Here is an 18,326-nt window from a genome sequence, read left to right as displayed (position 1 = left end):
GTTCCGATCTGCTCATTTCATCAGAGGCCCATACCGTGAGCACCGAAGTTCTGTCTGCCGTGTCCCCCGATTTTTCGACGGTTCCCGCCTTCGCGATCGCCTTTCAGCCCATCGTCGACGTGGCGAACCGGTCCGTCATGGCGTACGAGGCGTTGACGCGCGGCGTGCAGGGTGTCAGCTATCCGGAGTTGATCGCGAGCATGGACAGCGCCATGCGGCGGCGCTTCGACCTGGCAACGGCGGACCACATGATCCGGCGATCGCTGGAGCTTGGCCTGCTCGACTCGGATGCACGGCTATGCATCAATATCGAACCGGAGATTGAAAAGGGCGCGCTTTCGGCGGCGTTCATTCGTGAGTCGACCGATCGCCACGGCATGCCGCGAAATCGCGTGGTGCTGGAGTTGACGGAGAATCACAAGGTGAGCGCGGAGGTTCTTCGCCAGATGATGACGGAGAACGAGAACTCCGGCTTCGCGACGGCGATGGACGACTTCGGCGCGGGTTACGCCGGGCTGTCGATGCTGGCGGAGTGCCGCCCGCAGATTTTGAAGCTGGACCGCGCGCTGGTGCAGGGGATCGACCACTGCGATACCCGGCAGAAGCTGGTGCGCGCCTTCGCCAATGTCTGCCAGTCGCTGGGGATGGAGATGGTGGCCGAGGGCGTGGAGACGCGCGCCGAGTATGTGAAGCTGCGCCGGATCGGCATCCGTTATATGCAGGGTTATCTCTTCGCCCGGCCCGAGGTCGACGCGCTGCCCCAGCCGAACTGGGAGGCGCTGCGATCGGCGAAGAGCCAGGCGCAGCTTCTGCCCAGAATCGGCGCCTGGATGCAGTGCGAGCCGATTACTCTCCCAGCATGATGCGTTTGATCGCGTAGGCGCGGCCCGTGGCGGCGTCGCATTCGATCAGTGCGGCGCACATCTTCGGATTGCCCTTGGCGGCCTCGAACTTACCGGGCATGCCGGTCAGGAAGCGGTGCAGCACCAGCTCGGTCTCGACGCCGATGACGGAGTCGTATGGCCCGGACATGCCTACATCCGTCTGGAAGGCGGTGCCGCCAGGCAGAACGCGCTCGTCCGCCGTCGGAATATGCGTGTGGGTGCCGAGCACGGCGGTGACGCGACCGTCGAGATACCAGCCCAGCGCGACCTTCTCGGAAGACGCCTCGGCGTGGATATCCAGCAGGATAACCTTGGCGGTGATCTTCGAAAGCAACTCGTCGACCTTGCGGAAGGGATCGTCGCAGGCCGACATGAAGACGCGGCCCTGCAGGTTCATCACGGCGTATTCCGTTCCGTCGGCGAGCTGGCCCTGGTAGAAGCCGAAACCGGGCGTAGTGCTGGTGTAGTTCGCCGGACGCAGGATGCGGCGTCCGCGTTCGTGCGAATCGGCCGGGACCTTCATGTATTCGAAGATCTCGCGCTTATCCCAGATGTGGTTTCCGGTGGTGATGACGTGCGCGCCGAGATCGAAGATCTCCTCGGCGATGGAGGGCGTGATGCCGAAGCCGCCAGCGGCGTTTTCGCCGTTGATGACGAGAAGGTCGACCTGATAGGTCTCAAGGACGTGGGGCAGATGCTCGCGTACGATATGGCGTCCGGCCGAGCCGAAGATGTCGCCGACAAACAGGATATTCACCGTATGAGGTTATCAGTTTGAAGCCGATTCCGGTTGGCTCGTCTAGTAAAGTAGTGGCATGGCAGAACTTGTGACCCGTCGTATGACGGTCGATGATGTGGAGCTGATCCGTTTGCAGCGGGAGCGGATGTTCCAGAACAACGGCATCGACGCCGGGACGCTGGAGACGATGCGCGCGCCGTTTGCGGCCTGGCTGCGCCCGAAGATCGAGGACGGCACGTACCTCGGCTGGGCGATGGAGCGGGATGGGGTTGTCGTGGCTGGGGCGGGCGTGATGATTCTCGACTGGCCGCCGCACCCGCAGCATCCCACGGATGGCCGCCGGGCGTACGTCCTGAACGTCTACGTGGCGCCCGAGGAGCGTGGCCGAGGAACGGCGAAGGCCTTGATGGAGCTGGCCGAGGCCGAGAGCCGCAAGCTGGGCATCGACTACGCCGTGCTGCATGCCAGCCCCATGGGTAGGCCGGTCTACGAGCGCTCCGGCTGGAAGAGCACCAACGAGATGGCGAAGAGTCTCGTCGGTCGATTGGGGACGCCGGCAGACAGCCTGTGATAGCTTGCGGTTAGAGCGTAACTGTTATCGTCACAGATAGCGGCCAGCGCCGAATGCTTTCAACGCGGTACCGTGGTTCCATGCCGTACCTTGGTTTTCAAAGGAGAGTTGCTCGATGGCGCAGAACGGTCGATTCAGTCTTAGTCTGCGGGTGCTGTCCGTGCTCGCGCAGCAGCCCGATACGAACCATACCTCGGCCGCGATCGGCGAGGCGCTGGACGAGAGTCCGGTGATGGTGCGGCGGGTCTTCCTGCTGCTGCATGAGGCAGGGTTCGTCTCGCAGCGCAAGGGACCGCAGGGTGGGGCGAAGCTGAAGATGCCGGCGAAGTCGATCGGGCTGGGCGATCTGTACGCGGCGGTCGCGGGCGAGTGGTTGAGCGTGGGCGACAAGTCGCTGGATGCGGTGCTGAAGAAGACCAGGCAGCAGGCGATCGAAGCGATGAACGAGACGACGATCGCGTCGGTGGCGAAGAAGCTGAAGAAGAGTTAGCCCGTCCGCTCTACGTGTCTCCAACATCGTATGCGGGCCGGGGGCGCAGGGGAATTGCGGCTGCCTCCCGCCCCGCGCAGTAAATCCGCATTCGCGGCTCGTTCGACGCAGGCACTTTCCGAAAAGTCTCTTGAAAATCCCGGTTCTTGTTCACCTTTATGCGGCGCAGAGCTTTTGCGCATGGCGGCGCCGCGTTTGCAGGTTCGTGTCTACGATAGTGCTATCCAGACTTATCTTCACCCGAACGCATTCCACGAACGCCAGGCGGGATTTGCGGCAGCGGTCTTCAACGGCGAACGGGCACGGTTTCGAGAAGCGCACAAACGACGGCAACGCAGGGGAGAGACGCATGAAGCAGAAAACATCGTGGGGTATTGCGGTCAAGGCGCTGCAGAAGAACAAGCTGCAGACGATCCTGACCATGATCGGCATGACGATCGGCGTGGCGACTGTGCTGACGATGATCGCGCTGGGCTCCGGCGCCGAGCAGTCGATCCAGGACCAGGTCCGCTCCGCCGGCATGAACATGCTGATCGTAACGGGCGGGAACTGGAGCCGAGGCAACGACTCCGGCAACGGCGGCAATATGGCCGCGGCGTATGAACCGATGCTGGGCCGTCCGCACCTCGTCTCGGCAACCTACGATCCCCGCCAGGGCGCGCGCCTGATGCGCGTGCAGGGCGAAGCCGACACGAGCGGCGGCGGCAGCATGGTGCATGGACTGGGCCGTCCGGGTGACGGTGTCCAGGGCCACGGCGCCGCGACGACGCTGGTCGACGCCGACGTGCAGGCGATGCGCAAGCTCAAGGGCGTGCAGTACGTCTCGGGCGGCGTTCATGACACGGTGAAGGTTCCGTTTGGCGGACAGATCATCGTGACTTCGATGCATGGCGACGACACCTCGCTGCCGAAGATTCGCCGCGGATGGGTCTTTCCGTTCGGCAAGTTCTACAGCTCGAGCGACGAGAAGAACGGCACGAACGTCGTGGTGCTCGGACAGTTCGTCGCCACCAAGATGTTCGGCGCAGCCAGCCCGCTGGGCAAGATGATCGAGCTGAAGGGCGAGCAGTTCAAGGTGGTCGGCGTCATCGGCAGCGGAAGCTGGATGGTGACCCCGGCGCAGGGCGACGACCAGTTCGACGCAGTCTATGTTCCGGTAAAGACGATGCAGCGGTTGATGCACCAGGACTACCTCACGATGGCCGCCGTCACGACCGAGTCGACCGGCGACGTGCTGCGTGTGCAGAAGGCCCTGAAGGATCTGCTGGAGCAGCGCCACCACATCGGACCCAACGATCCGGACGACTTCACCGTGAAGGGCGAGGCGCATCAGACGATGGCGCACGGTATGCGGCCCGACGTCGCGAACGCCGTGATGGGCAATGCGGCCGGACTGGAGAAGATCACGCTCGACCAGCTTGGCAAGACGCTCGATCAGGCGAGCGCGACGATGTCGGCTCTGCTGACGAGCATCGCCGCGGTCTCCCTGCTGGTCGGCGGAATCGGCGTGATGAACATCATGCTGCTGTCGGTCTCTCAGCGGACGAAGGAGATTGGCATTCGCCGCGCTCTGGGCGCCCGCTCGGCCGATGTGCTGACGCAGTTTCTGCTGGAGGCGACGACGCTGAGTGTGGTCGGCGGCCTGGCGGGCATCGTGATCGGCTGTCTTGTCGCTGCCTCGATCGCGAGGACCGTCCAGTGGTCGACGAACATCTCGATCCCGGCGGTGACGATCTCCTTCGGCGTCTCGGCGGCGATCGGCATCTTCTTCGGCTACTACCCGGCACGACAGGCCTCGCAGATTCTGCCGATCAAGGCGCTCAAGCACGAGTAAGCTGCAAGAGAGAAAAGCCCGGCGGCCTGCTCGGCTGCCGGGCTTTCCTGCGTTCGTCCACCGTGTCGTTGCCATGCTCCCGTGCTTACGCGGCAGAGGACTACTCCACACTCGTGTGGTGGCCCCAGTCGAAGCGTCTGCCGAGAATGCCTTTCACGATCAGGTGGTCCGTCCCGGCGGTTGGACCGACGCCAATTCCGATATTGATCTCCCACTTCGGCGAGGTGTTCAGATCGGTGACGAAAAAGATCTGCTGCTGCTGTGTATGCAGGTTGTCGAAGGCGCCCAAACGACCGTAGTCGGCGTAGTATTCAAAGCCACCGCTGACGACACGAGTGAAGTCGTAACCCAACTTGACGCCTGGAGAAAAGCCGAGTCCCTGATGGACGTCCGGACCGTGCCAGGTGCGCTCCAGCGCTGGATTGAAGGCGAAGTACCAACGCCCCAGCGTCTTGTCGATGATGGGGCGGATCTCCCAGGTCCATGTGTCCGGTGAGTACACGGCTCGCTGATAGCCGACCTCCGTGGAAAGGCTGAGCCCCACGGGGAGATGCCAGCTATCCGGTGCGCGCACGCGCGGACGTATGTGATCCCCAACCCATTGCACTCCATGACCATCCTGTTCGCTCGTGAAGACGTAGAAGCCGATCTCCGACCAGCTGGTGATGCCTTCAGTCAGCTCGAGCGTCTCGTGCTCCTGATGATTGGTCGGGATCACGCCGTCCACGAAGTACTTCTGACCCTGGATGGTGTAGTTGGAGTGCAGTTCGGTCATCAGGGTTCTGGGGGGAACTGTATCCGCGCCGTAGACCTGAATCTCATAGTTGCCCTGCGCTGCGGCTACTCTTACGGACAAAAGCGCCGCGAGAGCCAGAGCCGCCTTTGCCGCCCATCGGAACGCTGCGTTACGCATACTTGAACACCATCATGAACCCTCGATCCATGTGATCCTGCTGGTGGCAATGGAAGAGCGTATCGCCGGGATTGTCGGCGACGAACTCAACCTCGACGGTCTTACCGGCCTGAACCAGAACCACGTCCTTTCGCAGACCGGCGATTGCGGCACCATCTTCAAGCCGCCTGATCTCAAACGTGTGTCGATGCAAGTGCATGGGGTGGTCGTCCATGCTCTTGTTTTTCAACACGAGGCGATAGCGTTCTCCCGCCCGGAGCAGGGGAGAATGTTCAGGGGTTGAATTTTGCGGATAGGGAAGGCCGTTGATTCTCCACAACTCTTCATTCCCGTGTCCCTGAAACCTGGAGTCGAAGACCAACTCCAGGGTCTTTGCCGCTGCGCCGGGCACGGTCTCATCTGCTTTTGCAAACATCCGATAGCTCCAGATCAGTTCTTCCGGCTGCGTCCAGACTGCCTTTCCGGTGGAGTTGGCGTACTCGACGACAATGCCCATGCCCGTCGCCTGTATGTGTTTGCGCACCTCGCCGAGTATCCAGACCCCCGGATGATTCATCTCGACGATGGCCGAGACGCGCTCCGCCGGAGCAAGCCGGAGCATCGTGACCGTCTGGGGTTCGCGAACCTCGTTGCCGTCGAGTGCGATGACTTTGAAGCTGTGCCCTGAAAGTGAGATCCAGTGAGTCTCCGTGGGGCTGCTGTTGAGAATGTGCATCATCACGCGCTCGCCCTGCTTCACTTTGATCGGATCGCCAAAGCCGAGCATCTTGCCGTTGATGGTCGTCACGTCGTAGACCGGACTCATGTAACCGTCGTCACCGCCCAGAAACTGTCCACGCCAGTCATGCAGCGCGAGGAAGACCTCGCGATCGTACGGTGCAGGGTTGTCGCGCGGTTCAACGAGCAGGAAACCATGCAGACCGCCAAACTGCGCCCTGGTGAGATTCTTACCGGCGAAGGTATGCGTGTGGTACCAGCGGAATCCGGCCGGACTGGGCGTCATGGTGTAGCGTGTAGACGCTCCAGCCGCAATCATAGGCGTGCCTTCTTCCATGGCTCCATCGATCGCCGGTGGAAGAAAGAGTCCGTGCCAGTGAACGACCTCCGGCTGGTCGGACAGGTTGCGAATCTCGACCGCCTGCTGTCGTCCCTCACGCATACGAAAGAGCGGACCGGGAATCTGACCGTTATAGGCCAGGGTCTTGATATGGTGTTTCGGCGAAGCCTCCAGCGTGTATGGAGCGATCACAAGCGACACATCCGGTGTGGTCGCAGCGCGAATCGCCTCGGGGATCGCCAGAGCCCCAGCCGCCATGCCCGAAAGCTGCGTAAATCGTCTGCGGGTCAGAGCGTGGGAGAGCATCTCGGTTCGCATCGTTTATCCGTTTCTCCAACAGCTATCTTTAGGGATCGACTGGAGGCCGCCGCTTAATTTCCAATATCGCCGACTAAGTTGAGTTCGACTCCAACATCGTTCTCAGCCTTCCAGATCAGGAAGCTGGGATTCTTCAGACCCCACTGCACATAGGGAACGACAAATTGCCCCTTCGCTGTCGCCTTCGAACCATCGATATGTATCTGCATCGGGATCGTCAGGTCGTGTGGCGTGCCCAGCAGAGTGAAGACGCCAGTGACCTGAATGGTGGAGTCGCCTGAGACTGCAATCCGTCCCGCGTACGCCTTCGGCGCGAACGAGACGGCCGCGAACTGTTCCACCTTCAGGATATCCTTCTTCATCTTTTTGTCGCGACTCTCGTTTCCCGTCTTGCCGCTCCCTGCCGCAACCGTGACGAGGCCTGAGATACGGGAGGCGGCTGAGTCGAAGTCGATCGATCCCGACTGCACATGGAACGTGCCATTGACGACTTCGTGCGTCGTGTTCAGCCTGATCCTGACCTCGCTGGCGTCGGGGCGGACAACAAAGGTCTCGTGCTGCGCCAGCGCGGCTGGAGACGATAGAAGCGCGAGGATCAAGGCGGCGTAAGGATTCATAGTTACCCCGAAAAGCCGGCCGCCGGGATCGGAGGCGACTTCGCTAGATGGAGTTGGCGGAGAGCTGCGGCGCGACAGTCGCCGCAGGCTGGGTGACACGCGTGAGCTTGGCCGTAACACGCATCGCGCCCGGCCAGACCCTGAGGCAGAAGGGCAGGACGGCACGCGCAAGTCCGTTATTCAGCCCGTTCGCGGCAACTTCGGCAAGGCGCATCTGAGGCAGCATCGCGGAGCGAAGTTTTGGCTGAAAGACCGGCGCCGGCTCCGCAGCCAGATAGGCGGCGGCGGCCTGACGGGCAGTGTGCAGGGCGATGGATATACCGTCGCCGGTGAACGACGGGATGACGGCTGCCTGATCGCCGATGCAGTAGAGCCCATCCTCGGTCATGCGGCGGATGTAACCGTAAGGGATATGCGTGACGGTGATCGGTTTTTCAAGCAGCGGTTCGGCGCCTTCGAGCCGCATCGCGAGGTGAGGACAATCCTGCTGCATCTTGCGCAGAAGACCCTCCCAGCGAAGACCCGCGCGCGCGAATAACCGACGTTCGACGACACAGCAGAAGTTGACGACGCCGCCTTCCACCGGTTGAACACCGCCGTACCCTCCGGAATAGAGCATCAGCTCGGAGGCGTCCGCAAGGTCGGTCTTCTGACCTTCGCTCAACCGGTAGTACATTTTGAATGCGACCCATTGGTGAGGATCCTTTGGGCGGGCGTGGCCCCGCAGGTCGTGCTTGCCCGTGGCGAGGAAGACGGTTGGGGCTTCGTAAACGGCGCCGTCGTCGACCCTGGCCGTCCAGAGACCGCCGGTCGTGCGACTGAGCGACTGCACGCTGCGTCCGCGTAGAACGTTCACTCCCGCCGCGACGGCTGCGGCGATGAGCGCCGTATCGAGCGCCTTGCGGGTGAGTGAGGCAGCGGGAAAGGGCAGCGGCGCCTCCGCGGCGCGCCTGGCTGCGGCGAGTCGCACATAGTTCAGGGGAACCGCGCCAAGCGACGCAACGTCGATGCCAAGCGCATGCAGATCCTCCAGGGCCTCTCCGCTCAGAAACTCTCCACACACCTTGTGGCGCGGGCTGGGCTCGCGCTCGATCAGCGTTACACTGCGTCCTTTGCGGGCGAGCGCGATCGAAGCGGCACAGCCGGCCACTCCGCCGCCAAGGATGAGAACTTCATCTTGCAAATTATTGCTCCTGGCCCGCTGAGTGTTCAATCCATGCCTGGCGAGCTTCTTTGCTTCTATCTAAACCTGATAGACGTTCAAAAGACAGGTTGAAAGCTCATTCTGTACGAATCGTCATTTTGGATTCCCATCGACGTACAAAAAACAGGTTGAACGTTCATTCTGTACGAATCGTCATCTTACAGGCGGATGGAGAGCCTGCTCTTTTCGCAGCGGATTGCGTCACATAAGCTGAACGTCAGGGTGAGACATTTGTTGAGACGATGCAGTTTCCTCTTCGCCGGCTTGATGGTGGCTGTCTGGGCCATCGCACTGCCGGCGGAACCGATTGCCGTCAGGCATGTGCAACGGCCGATGCGCCGATCGATGGTGGCACGCTCTGAGGATGGAAGGACGATCGCCAATGGTGAATTTTCGCAGGTAGTGCAGGGCGACGAAGTGACGATGCGCCTGACCTATCGTTTTGTCGATGGATCGCTCGACGATGAGGAGACGACGTTCACGCAGCGGGGTACGCTTCGGTTGGTGCGTAGCCGACACATACAGAAGGGGCCGTTTTTCACCAAGCCTATCGACTTCACGGTTGAAGCCGCAACCGGCACGGCGACCAGCCGCACGACCGACAAGAATGGCAATATCCATCTCGAGAGCAAGCATGTGGACCTGCCGAATGACCTGGCGAATGGCTTTGTCGGGACGGTGCTGCTGAACGTACCGCACGATACGAAGCCGTTTCGAGTGAGGATGCTGGCGCCGGTTGGCGGCGGGAGGTTGGTTCCGCTCGTGATCTCGCCGCAGAGCGAGCAGACGGTTTATCTTGAGGGGCAGGCGATCAAGGCGACGGTGTTTCGCATTCATCCGGAATTGAGCGGCATCGTGAGGGTGATTGCGAGATTGATTGGCCTTCAGCCGAAAGATGTTTCGGTGTGGGTGCTGGAGGGCGATGACCCCGCGATCGCGGTCATGGTGGGGCAGCTCGGCGGTTACGGGCCTGTCGTCAGCTCGGACCTGGTGGGAACCAGTCTTGGAAAATAGGCTGTCCTGTCAACGCTCTTTGTGGCGCGTGGTCAACTCGCGCCAGTTCAGCCCGAGATCGACCAGGAGGATAGAAGCCAGCGTGAAGGCGATCACCCCAACCGCCGACAGGACGTCGCCAAGGTGGCTCCAGTAGGAAGGTACGAGATTCAGCACGCGGCTGGAAACGAAGGTAAACGTCACCGCGTAAGAACGCGCCATCCACTGACGATGCACGGCGATCTGCCGGTTACGAGCGGCTATGACCGCAGCGGTTGTACAGATGATCCAGGCGGCGCCCTGCATCGAGGTTCCGGGCAGACCGGGGCGACCGGCGGCGAGGGCGATCCCGGTGAGAGCGCCAAGAATGACCGAGACGAAATACATCCGGCCGAGGATGCGATGGAGCTTGGGATGGCGGAGACGGAAGCGCGACGAGAACTGCAGAGGACCGGCCAGCAGTGCAAAGGAGCCGCATAGCGTGTGCGGGATGAGTAGCCCGCGGTCGGCTATGACCTGCAGGCGGTAGGCATGGTACATCGGATAATCGGTGACGAGGAGAACCTCGGACGTGATGAAGACGAAGAGCGTCGTGATCCCAAGCGAGATCCAGAGTATCGTCTTGAACCGGGAGTTGGCGGGTCTGGCCGCCGGCAGGGGAACGGTTGGCATCAGTCGTCTCTCCCGCGCTTCGAGGGGCTGGGGTAGGCGAGGCTGGCTCCGGATGCAACCGGCCTCTTACCTGTCGATCTCCCGAGACGCATCCTATCCGCGGTCATCACTTCCACCGCCCCACGCACAGACGGCCTGGCCGCCAGCGCTCCAGCGTCACCGCCTCTTGCGATATCCCGGCCCCCGCCAGCAGACGCACCCAATCCTCCTTACGGAAGGCGCGCCGGAACGAAACCGGCCCGTCGTGCTGCACAATGGGGTGCCACCGCACCCAGCCGAACATGCGATAACTCCATTCAGCCCGCTCCAGATCGTTGATAAACCAGCCTCGCTGCGCGGTCGCTTCCATCCACTGCAACAAGGTCACGACCTCCGGATCTTCAAGATGATGAGCCGTCAGCGAGCTGACGACGATATCGATCTTCTCATCGGGACGGTATAGCATGGCATCGCCGGTGACCCATGCGATCCCGCACTCTTTGGGGGTAGACTCCGAAGCCGCGCGCGCCGCATGGGGATTCAGATCGATGCCCGTGAGCCGTACGGCAACCTGCCGTCTTCGCGCCCGTCGTGAGATCCGCCGCAGCAGATCGCCGCCGCCAGATCCTACATCGACGATATGCACCGGTTCACGCAGGCCGCGCGGCAGTTTGTCCAGCCAGGCCAGCGTTGGACGGTAGCCCAGCAACCATCGATTGACCTTCTCCAGACTCCGCAGGCAGTCGCGAAAATCCTCGTAGCTGCAGTCTCCATCCATCAGCTCCGGCAGCTCGCGCGGAGAGACCCGTCGACTGAAGTCAATCCCCGCGCTAGGCCACATGAAAACGCATCGTCTCCGCCGTCAGGCCCGGACCGAACGACATGGCGCAGCCACGCTGGCCGGGACGCGCCTGCTGCATGATCTTCTCCAACACAAACATCACCGTGGCCGACGACATATTGCCAAAGCGCGACAAGACCTCTCGTGACGCCGCGAGCGCATCCGGCGGCAGCTCCAGCCCCTTCTCGACCGCATCCAGAATCGACCGTCCGCCGGGATGCACCGCCCAGAGATCGATGCCGTCGCGCTCAGCCATCAGTTCGCCCTCATGCAGCGCACGTCCCAGCGCCACCGGCACCTGCCCGGAGAGCAACATGTCGAAACCCAGTCCGCGAATCTTCCAGGTGATCAGCCCCCGTGTCTCGGGCACGACCACAGCCTTGAAGCTGTCCAGCGCCAGGCCTTGCTCGCGCGCCGAGATCAGGCTTGCGGCGGCGCCGTCGGCAAAGACCAGAAAAGAAAGTATCTGCTCCAGATCCTGCGTCTCCTGGAAGTGCAGGGTACACAACTCGAGGTTCAGCATGAGGACGCTCGCCTTCGGATCGGAGCGCACGATATGCCGCGCCAGCTTGAGCGCGTTGATGGCGGCGTAACATCCCATGAATCCAACCATCGTGCGCTCCACGCCCGGCGAAAGTCCCAGGTGCTCGACGATCTCAAAGTCCAGCCCAGGCGCATAAAGCCCGGTGCAGCAGGTGACGATCACGTGCGTGATTCCAGCTCGCTCCTCGTTACTCAGGGCGAGCTTGTCCACGACCTTCCGCATCAGCAGGGGAGCGCTCTGCTCGAACAGCTCCATACGCTGAGATGTGGGAGGAAAACTTCCAAGACGATAGAACTCGTTGGCATCGTGTGAAGAAAACTGGCCGTTACCCGTCGGATCGAGGAATGAATACCGGTGGCCGATGTCTGCGCGGTTCGCCATGCGGCGGAAGACCGCGCGGAGTCGCGGGTCGGCGAGCATCTTCTCCGCAAAGACAACGAAGGAGTCGTGCACGTCGTGCTCTGGTACGGCAGTGGCGATGCGGTTCAGGTAAGCCGTAGTCATGCACAAAGGGCCCTCAGCCGGGTTGGGTTAAATGTCGCCTATGTTGCGGAAAAGCTGAACTGTGAAAGAACGACGCTCCCGAAGATTGCCGACTGCCGGAAAGAGCAGGCTCCGTATTTTTATCAATAGCTACTCGTTGAGACGAGAACTTTACTTCTTTGATAGCACCTTGACGTGAGGGGTATGATGACGATTCGTTCATGGACGATGCCATGAGAATACGGGGAGATGGAATGCCTCGGTCGACATGCTACGTTACACATCAGTCAGCCATGTGCGCGGCTTCGAAGTCTCCTGCCGTAGGCCTCGTTCCACCTGCTCCCGATCTACTTCCCGTGCGACGGTTCTTCTCCGAGCCTGCTTTCGCCCCGATGATATCGACTTGCACCGGGCTTGTCATGTGGTGGAAATAGACGGGCCAGCAAGGCTGGTTGTTGAAGTGCAAGGGTGGGGTCGTCTGCCCGCGTCTCTTTTGCTTCTATGATGGCAGGAACCAGTTTGACGAACTGTCCGGCTGGATGAACGATTCGTCGTCGCACCTCACTTGCTGGGCGGAGCCGGCCCGGAGCGGCGAAGATGGATTGATGGGGCGTTTGAAGCGCAACGCGAGGATGGAATGATGCGAATCCTGCTGGTCGAGGACGAACTCGAGATTCAAACCTTTGTGAAGCAATCGCTGATGGGCGCGGGCTACGAGATCCATACGGCCGAGGATGGAAAGGCCGCCGCTCTCCTTGCGGCGAAGCACGTCTACCAGGGCTTGATCGTCGATCTCGGACTGCCGGATCAGGACGGCATCGATCTTATCCTTCAACTGCGGCGATCCGGCGTGACCAGTCCGGTGCTCATCCTTTCGGCGAGGCGATCGGTGGACGACCGCGTGAAGGGGCTGGAACTCGGAGGAGACGATTATCTGACGAAGCCTTTCGCGATCGCCGAGCTGCTCGCCAGGATGCGTAATCTCCTCAGACGGAACGCTCCCCAGGCAGAGGATTCGAACCGTTTGCGTGTGCGCGATCTGGAACTCGATGTCCTTCGACGAAGGGCGACGCGAGGCGATGAGGTTCTCAACCTCAGTCCGCAGGAGTTCGTTCTACTGGAGTACCTGTGTCGCAACGCTGGCAGAGTCGTGTCCCGCTCCATGCTCGTGACTGAAGTTTGGGGGATGCGCTTCCAGCCCGACACCAATGTGGTCGATGTTCACATCTATCGTCTGCGCGGCAAGATCGACACCGAAGGACGCGAGCCGCTGATCAAGACATTGCGAGGTATCGGATATGTTCTTCAAGGCAGCTAACCCCACGATGCGAAGCGCGGCGTGGCGTATCTCCCTCTGGGCGAGTCTGGCATTCGCCATTGGAACGATGCTGGTCTTCGCGATGCTACACCGTTTCGTTGCAAACGACATCCAGCGGCGGAGCGATGCGTGGCTCTCGGGCGAGGTCGAGGTTCTGGGAGACGTGGCCGCGAGAACACCCAAAGACAGCCTTTATCGCCGGGTCGTGGGGGAGGTGGCGGAGCTTGCCAGTCGAGAGGTTCCAAACCGTCAGCGATCCGGCGCCGAAGAGAACGATGCCGTGTTCTTTCTTCAGGCAGGGGAAAGCGGGCCGGCTAAACTTTGGGTTGGCTCTGGCGATGGCGCGGCAAATCTTGCCGCCATCCGCTCGACTCGGGTGGTGCGTGACGTGCCCTTCGATGTGCAAGTCCAAGGCGCCAGCATCCCATTTCGCGTTGCCTCCGTCAGCATCGAGGATGGCAGCAACATCTATCTCGGATTATCGGAGCGCGACGAACTTCACGTCTTAAGAAATCTTCGGGTACGATTTCTCACCCTCTGGGGCGCCATGGTCCTGCTTGGCTTCGTGATCGTGTTTTATGCAACGCGAAAGATGCTGGGCCGAGTCAGCGAGATTACAGAAGCAGCATCGCGTATCGGCCAGTCCGACCTGAGCAGCAGGGTTCCGGACACGAGCGGAAGAGATGAGATCGGTCATCTGGCCCGCACGCTGAATAACATGCTCGACAGGATCGAGGTCACCGTCCATCAACTGCACACCATCACAGATTCGCTCACGCACGACCTGAAAAGCCCTCTCACAGCTGTTCGTGGCAAGCTGGAGACTGCATTGGCCAACGGCAACGCGGAGGATCACGCCGAGTCCATTGGCTCGGCGATCGATGAACTCGACCGGCTGACCGAGTTCCTCAACACCTCGCTGGATGTGGCGGAAGCCAAGGCGGACGCACTGCGGCTCTCGCGGAGTGAAGTCGATCTCGACGAGCTGCTGAGAAGCATGATCGATCTGTACGAGCCATCCATGAGCGACAAGGGAATCGGGGTTAAGATTCAAAGCGCGGGCTCCATCAAAGTCCTGGCCGATCCAGGTCTCCTCCACCGTGTCGTCGCGAATTTGCTGGATAACGAACTGAAACATCTTCCCGCTTCCTGTATGGTCTGCGTTTCGCTCCGAGCGGACGATCGTATGGCTACGCTGACCGTGCAAGACGATGGACCGGGCTTCGAGGCCGGGATCGATCGTCACCTCTTCGAGCGCAGAGTGAAGGGTCGCGCATCGCGTGGACATGGACTTGGACTCGCTTTCGTTGAGGCAGTTGTCCGCGTCCACGGAGGCAGCGTAACTGCCTCGAATCGTCATGAGGGTGGGGCGCAACTCACGGTCATGCTCCCGCTGTACGAAGCTCATCGGCAGGAGGAGGCCAGCTCTCTTGCACTGGTCCATGGGTAGCGCCCACAAGGGATTTACGCCTCGCGAAGTTTCTTATCGCGAGTAATCAAGCCGAAGTTTTCGCAGGAGCAGGCGACTTGTTCTACCAAGCTCAGGACCGAAGTCGCATGGGGTCAGGGAGCGGCCTTAATCTCCGGAGTCGAGGAGAAGAGAACAACCAGTCCCTCGACGAGAGTTGGATGAGCGAGCACTGCGTCCCGTATCGCGGTGTAGGGAAGATTCCCGATCATCGCCATCTGAACCGCGGACATAATCTCTCCACCACTAACTCCAAACACGGTGAACCCGAGAATGCGATCGTCATCTCCGACCAACGCCTTCATGAACCCCCGTGTCTCCGACAGCGTACGTGTGCGGAGATCTGCGGCCATCGGGATTTTGAAGAGTCGATAAGCGATACCCCTGGCCTTGGCTTCAGTCTCGCTCAAACCGATGCGTGCCAACTCAGGGTCGGTGAAAAGGGAAAACGGAATCTGCCTTCCTTTGGTCGATCGTTTGCCCCCGGCAAGATTGTCGCGCAAAATGCGGAAATCGTCGAAGGCGACATGCGTGAACTGTGGACCGCCGGTTACATCTCCGTTTGCCCATACGCCGTCAGCCGAGGTCCTTAGATGTTCATCCACCTCGATGTACCCTCGCTGGTTGACGTCGACGCCAGCGAGATCAAGGCCGATATCACGGGTATTTGGTGTACGCCCCAGAGCAACGAGAATGTGGCTGCCATCGACGGAATGCTCTATGTCATCCTGGAGATAGGTCATCTTGACGGCCTGACCGCATGTGCCTGTCACACTCTGAACCGCGGCATCGAGAATCAAGTCGATTCCTTCTTCCCGAAAAGGAGTTTCAATGGCTGATGTGACGTCGGGATCCTCGCGGTGCAATAGAGTTCTATTGTGATCGACAACGGAAACACGACTGCCTAGCCGGCGCATTGCCTGTGCAAACTCAAGACCAATGTAGCCTCCGCCTAGAATCAAAAGGTGTGGGGGCACTTGCTCCAACTCCAGGGCTTCGATGTGTGTCAAGGGATTCACGGCGGCGAGGCCGGGGATCATGTCCAAGCTCGCATGCGTGCCTGTTCCTATTACGACGTTGGCGCCGCGCAATAGACGCTTCCCCCCAGTTTGGAGATCAACCTGAATTGTTCGCGGGCCGACGAATCGTCCGTGACCGAGAATCAGCTCTGCGCCGCTGTTCTCGAAGTTGCGCATATGGATGTCCACAAGGGCATTCACCATCGATCGCTTTCGGTCTGTCACCCGAGCCATGTTGATGCCGTACCCTTGAATCTCAATGCCAAATTCTTCCGCACGTGCAAAGTAGGAAGCGACCTTCGCACTGTGTATAAGGTTCTTGCTCGGCAGGCATGCAATATTGGGGCAGGAGCCTCCAATCCAGCGATGCTCCACCACCGCGACACGCTGACCTTGCCTTGCGAGGGTCCAGGCAAGAAACTTGGAACCCTCTCCGCTGCCGAGTACGACGAGATCAAATTCTTCAGGCACTATCGCTGCGACCTCTTCGATGCTTGTCATACTGTCCTCCGAATGATCGATGAAACCTATGGGCGTGAGATGGAAAAGGTTGTGACAGACCGAGCCGTCAGCGGATGCCTGCACTCGATTGTCATCCAGGCTGTGGTGCATGTAAACACTGTGATTGGTCTCCCCAGCTTCGGCAGATCCGGTGGCAGTTTGATATCGGCGCGGCAGTCGCGCATCAATCTCAGAGGACTTTGACTACTCTCGTTGGAGTGTGGCGAGGTCCAAATGCTACGTGCCAAAGCCATATATTGATCATTACGCCCAGAATCATCGCGGGCGCCGCGGCATCTGGACCAAACGATCCTCCGGTGAGCCACGCTGGCGCGTTCGACATTGTCTCGCTCAAGAGCAGACCGTGATTGCTTGCGACACCGAGCACCGACGTCTCCACAAAGTCATAGCCAAGGTGCATTCCAATGGACATCCAAAGACGGCCGGTAATGACATAAAGTAATGCCATCGTGATGCCTCCATTGACGGCGATTCCTATCACCCCAAGCCATGAACCATGAGAGATGTGCGCCAGTCCAAAGAGGAGCGATGAAAGCAGGACCGCGGTCCGGACACCCCAAAGCCTGGCAAAGATCCTTAGCAGGACGGCACGGAACGCAAGTTCCTCGACCACGGCGGAGATGTAGCTATCGAACACAAAGTCCGAGAACCATTGTGTCCAAAGCCCACGGTGTGCCTTGTACAGATGCAGTCCACATAATACGGACCACATTGCCGTAATGAAGATGCCGCCAAAGAGGAAACCGAGCGCCAACTCTGGCAACAAGTTCGAGCCGATGTGGAGTTCCCACGCGTTGCGCGCCTCGAACCGGCGCACCAGCAAGGCATAGATCCAGCAGGCGGCAACTGGTACAAGAATTGGTGGGAGATAAGACGCATTCCCATTTAGTTGCAACCATCGGGATCCAAACACAGAAGCGAGCATCGAGGCAAAGGTAAACGCAAAGAGGAACAATGCCCAAAGCACGGCACGCGTTTGCAAATGGCGACCGGCCGAGAGAAGTCCCGTTGAGCCGGGCTCGAAGCCCTTGCGGCTATTCAGCATTGGCGTTCTCCCGTATTGTTGCTGCTTGCTTTGCAGGGTCGAGGAGGTGTGTTCCATGTAGGACCGAGTCTGTTGCCGAGATGGTCTCGTCATTGTCGTGGCGCAGCGATTGCAGCGACCCAATAACCAGACTCATGGCGCGAGTCAATTCGTCGCGGCCCGCCAATGTCGTGTGAATGGTGGCGCCGGGAGTGAAGTCGGTTCCGAGATGGTCACAGGCAGCCTCAACAGATTTGAGTGCTGCCTGCGAAGCTTCGAAGTCGCGCTGCCCGGATGAAGCGAAATAGTCGACTCGCTCCCAATCTTCGATCTCTTCCCGTGTGAGTACGCTGACAAGTCCCGAGGATTTGGCTGCAGACCATACTGCCGCCGGTGGTCTTGGGTCTCCGGATGTTGGGGTGCTCGGTGCTGGAAGAGTAAAGACGACGTAGCCATTGCGGTCCGTGGTCTTGAGTGCCGCATGGAGTGCTTCGCGGTACCAACGTTCCACGACAAGATAGGATTGGTTATTTTCATGGATCTCGAGCGCGCTTACCTGCGCTTCTTGGCGAAGGTCGTCGAGAAGATGGATACGTTCATGGTGGCGATGGACTGCCTCAACCGCTTGCTCCAGACCTAAAGCGATCAGAAGCCCGACGGCTATTGTGGCGATGTGTACGAAGAAGTCTCGCCATGTGTGAGGCGATGTATGTGGTGCATGAACATCGAGCATTTCCGCTCCAAACAATAAGGTCTGTTGGCCAGTCCGCAAGCACATGATGTTTCGTGGAAACTTGTCTGTCAAAATCCGCCGAATCTGTTTGGCGCCTTCGGGC

General features: G+C 60.2%; 18 protein-coding genes. 7 read left to right on the top strand and 11 right to left on the bottom strand.

The window, feature by feature from the left end:
• Window positions 1-35: 35 nt before the first annotated feature.
• Window positions 36-863 (top strand): EAL domain-containing protein, encoded by an 828-nt coding sequence (locus CHB87_RS08275; protein WP_176441661.1) that lies wholly within the window; start codon window positions 36-38, stop codon window positions 861-863.
• On the opposite strand, the gene CHB87_RS08270 is transcribed toward CHB87_RS08275, so the two are convergent.
• A complete protein-coding gene (locus tag CHB87_RS08270; RefSeq protein ID WP_089407929.1) occupies window positions 847-1,641 on the bottom strand; it encodes a TIGR00282 family metallophosphoesterase in 795 nt (264 codons plus the stop codon). The two genes, CHB87_RS08275 and CHB87_RS08270, sit on opposite strands and share 17 nt — an antisense overlap.
• Window positions 1,642-1,699: 58 nt before the next feature.
• Between CHB87_RS08270 and CHB87_RS08265 the strand changes: the two genes are divergently transcribed.
• The 3 genes from CHB87_RS08265 to CHB87_RS08255 all read left to right on the top strand — a co-directional run bounded on the left by CHB87_RS08265 (window position 1,700) and on the right by CHB87_RS08255 (window position 4,518).
• Window positions 1,700-2,194, top strand: coding sequence for a GNAT family N-acetyltransferase (locus tag CHB87_RS08265; protein WP_217897022.1), 495 nt, complete (start codon window positions 1,700-1,702; stop codon window positions 2,192-2,194).
• A 115-nt stretch (window positions 2,195-2,309) separates the two neighbouring features.
• A complete protein-coding gene (locus CHB87_RS08260) occupies window positions 2,310-2,684 on the top strand; it encodes an RrF2 family transcriptional regulator (RefSeq protein WP_089407927.1) in 375 nt (124 codons plus the stop codon).
• 349 nt (window positions 2,685-3,033) lie between these two features.
• The gene (locus CHB87_RS08255; protein ID WP_089407926.1) at window positions 3,034-4,518 is read left to right on the top strand and encodes an ABC transporter permease; all 1,485 of its coding nucleotides are present in this window, start codon (window positions 3,034-3,036) and stop codon (window positions 4,516-4,518) included.
• 100 nt (window positions 4,519-4,618) lie between these two features.
• Here the strand turns inward: CHB87_RS08255 and CHB87_RS08250 are convergent, their stop codons facing one another.
• From CHB87_RS08250 to CHB87_RS08235, 4 genes are read right to left on the bottom strand one after another with little or no spacing between them, the layout of a single operon-like run.
• A complete protein-coding gene (locus CHB87_RS08250) occupies window positions 4,619-5,431 on the bottom strand; it encodes a hypothetical protein (protein WP_089407925.1) in 813 nt (270 codons plus the stop codon).
• On the bottom strand, window positions 5,424-6,806 hold the full coding sequence (locus tag CHB87_RS08245) for a multicopper oxidase family protein (RefSeq protein ID WP_089407924.1): 1,383 nt from the start codon (window positions 6,804-6,806) through the stop codon (window positions 5,424-5,426). The genes CHB87_RS08250 and CHB87_RS08245 overlap by 8 nt, the downstream gene beginning before the upstream one ends.
• Before the next feature lie 53 nt (window positions 6,807-6,859).
• Complete coding sequence (locus CHB87_RS08240; RefSeq protein WP_089407923.1) at window positions 6,860-7,423, bottom strand: YceI family protein; 564 nt, start codon at window positions 7,421-7,423, stop codon at window positions 6,860-6,862.
• 43 nt (window positions 7,424-7,466) lie between these two features.
• Window positions 7,467-8,636, bottom strand: coding sequence for an NAD(P)/FAD-dependent oxidoreductase (locus tag CHB87_RS08235; RefSeq protein ID WP_089407922.1), 1,170 nt, complete (start codon window positions 8,634-8,636; stop codon window positions 7,467-7,469).
• 159 nt (window positions 8,637-8,795) lie between these two features.
• Here CHB87_RS08235 and CHB87_RS08230 point away from each other — a divergent pair, with 159 nt between their 5' ends.
• Window positions 8,796-9,641, top strand: coding sequence for a hypothetical protein (locus CHB87_RS08230; protein ID WP_142988275.1), 846 nt, complete (start codon window positions 8,796-8,798; stop codon window positions 9,639-9,641).
• A 9-nt stretch (window positions 9,642-9,650) separates the two neighbouring features.
• On the opposite strand, the gene CHB87_RS08225 is transcribed toward CHB87_RS08230, so the two are convergent.
• The 3 genes from CHB87_RS08225 to CHB87_RS08215 all read right to left on the bottom strand — a co-directional run bounded on the left by CHB87_RS08225 (window position 9,651) and on the right by CHB87_RS08215 (window position 12,160).
• Window positions 9,651-10,292, bottom strand: a complete 642-nt coding sequence (locus CHB87_RS08225; protein WP_089407920.1) for a DUF2306 domain-containing protein — start codon at window positions 10,290-10,292, stop codon at window positions 9,651-9,653.
• Window positions 10,293-10,398: 106 nt separating this feature from the next.
• The gene (locus tag CHB87_RS08220; protein WP_245817884.1) at window positions 10,399-11,112 is read right to left on the bottom strand and encodes a methyltransferase domain-containing protein; all 714 of its coding nucleotides are present in this window, start codon (window positions 11,110-11,112) and stop codon (window positions 10,399-10,401) included.
• A complete protein-coding gene (locus tag CHB87_RS08215) occupies window positions 11,102-12,160 on the bottom strand; it encodes a type III polyketide synthase (RefSeq protein WP_089407919.1) in 1,059 nt (352 codons plus the stop codon). The genes CHB87_RS08220 and CHB87_RS08215 overlap by 11 nt, the downstream gene beginning before the upstream one ends.
• A gap of 616 nt (window positions 12,161-12,776) precedes the next feature.
• Here CHB87_RS08215 and CHB87_RS08205 point away from each other — a divergent pair.
• Window positions 12,777-13,457, top strand: a complete 681-nt coding sequence (locus tag CHB87_RS08205) for a winged helix-turn-helix domain-containing protein (RefSeq protein ID WP_245817883.1) — start codon at window positions 12,777-12,779, stop codon at window positions 13,455-13,457.
• Entirely contained in the window at window positions 13,438-14,907 is a 1,470-nt protein-coding gene (locus CHB87_RS08200; RefSeq protein WP_089407917.1) for an ATP-binding protein, read from the top strand. Before CHB87_RS08205 ends, CHB87_RS08200 begins: the two co-directional genes overlap by 20 nt.
• 113 nt (window positions 14,908-15,020) lie before the next feature.
• Here CHB87_RS08200 and CHB87_RS08195 read toward each other — a convergent pair whose 3' ends face one another.
• From CHB87_RS08195 to CHB87_RS21865, 3 genes are all read right to left on the bottom strand, one after another.
• Window positions 15,021-16,445 carry a dihydrolipoyl dehydrogenase family protein gene (locus tag CHB87_RS08195; protein ID WP_089408132.1) on the bottom strand — a complete coding sequence of 475 codons (1,425 nt, stop codon included), beginning with the start codon at window positions 16,443-16,445 and terminating at the stop codon, window positions 15,021-15,023.
• 190 nt (window positions 16,446-16,635) lie between these two features.
• The gene (locus tag CHB87_RS08190; protein WP_176441660.1) at window positions 16,636-17,511 is read right to left on the bottom strand and encodes a CPBP family intramembrane glutamic endopeptidase; all 876 of its coding nucleotides are present in this window, start codon (window positions 17,509-17,511) and stop codon (window positions 16,636-16,638) included.
• On the bottom strand, window positions 17,501-18,223 hold the full coding sequence (locus CHB87_RS21865) for a hypothetical protein (RefSeq protein WP_142988274.1): 723 nt from the start codon (window positions 18,221-18,223) through the stop codon (window positions 17,501-17,503). Before CHB87_RS21865 ends, CHB87_RS08190 begins: the two co-directional genes overlap by 11 nt.
• Window positions 18,224-18,326: the final 103 nt, after the last annotated feature.

The sequence above is a fragment of the Granulicella rosea genome (assembly GCF_900188085.1).
GTDB classification, from domain to species: domain Bacteria; phylum Acidobacteriota; class Terriglobia; order Terriglobales; family Acidobacteriaceae; genus Edaphobacter; species Edaphobacter rosea.
The sequence above is the reverse complement of the archived record's forward strand: the minus strand, read 5'-3'. Positions and strand labels throughout refer to the sequence as shown.

Bases quoted from the DNA above. Each gene is read 5' to 3' on its own strand.
- CHB87_RS08215 (WP_089407919.1), bottom strand. From the start codon at position 12,160: ATGACTACGGCTTACCTGAACCGCATCGCCACTGCCGTACCAGAGCAC.
- CHB87_RS08220 (WP_245817884.1), bottom strand. From the start codon at position 11,112: ATGTGGCCTAGCGCGGGGATTGACTTCAGTCGACGGGTCTCTCCGCGC.
- CHB87_RS08255 (WP_089407926.1), top strand. From the start codon at position 3,034: ATGAAGCAGAAAACATCGTGGGGTATTGCGGTCAAGGCGCTGCAGAAG.
- CHB87_RS08245 (WP_089407924.1), bottom strand. From the start codon at position 6,806: ATGCGAACCGAGATGCTCTCCCACGCTCTGACCCGCAGACGATTTACG.
- CHB87_RS21865 (WP_142988274.1), bottom strand. From the start codon at position 18,223: ATGCTCGATGTTCATGCACCACATACATCGCCTCACACATGGCGAGAC.
- CHB87_RS08260 (WP_089407927.1), top strand. From the start codon at position 2,310: ATGGCGCAGAACGGTCGATTCAGTCTTAGTCTGCGGGTGCTGTCCGTG.
- CHB87_RS08190 (WP_176441660.1), bottom strand. From the start codon at position 17,511: ATGCTGAATAGCCGCAAGGGCTTCGAGCCCGGCTCAACGGGACTTCTC.
- CHB87_RS08240 (WP_089407923.1), bottom strand. From the start codon at position 7,423: ATGAATCCTTACGCCGCCTTGATCCTCGCGCTTCTATCGTCTCCAGCC.
- CHB87_RS08200 (WP_089407917.1), top strand. From the start codon at position 13,438: ATGTTCTTCAAGGCAGCTAACCCCACGATGCGAAGCGCGGCGTGGCGT.
- CHB87_RS08205 (WP_245817883.1), top strand. From the start codon at position 12,777: ATGATGCGAATCCTGCTGGTCGAGGACGAACTCGAGATTCAAACCTTT.
- CHB87_RS08195 (WP_089408132.1), bottom strand. From the start codon at position 16,445: ATGACAAGCATCGAAGAGGTCGCAGCGATAGTGCCTGAAGAATTTGAT.
- CHB87_RS08250 (WP_089407925.1), bottom strand. From the start codon at position 5,431: ATGCGTAACGCAGCGTTCCGATGGGCGGCAAAGGCGGCTCTGGCTCTC.
- CHB87_RS08225 (WP_089407920.1), bottom strand. From the start codon at position 10,292: ATGCCAACCGTTCCCCTGCCGGCGGCCAGACCCGCCAACTCCCGGTTC.
- CHB87_RS08230 (WP_142988275.1), top strand. From the start codon at position 8,796: ATGGAGAGCCTGCTCTTTTCGCAGCGGATTGCGTCACATAAGCTGAAC.
- CHB87_RS08265 (WP_217897022.1), top strand. From the start codon at position 1,700: ATGGCAGAACTTGTGACCCGTCGTATGACGGTCGATGATGTGGAGCTG.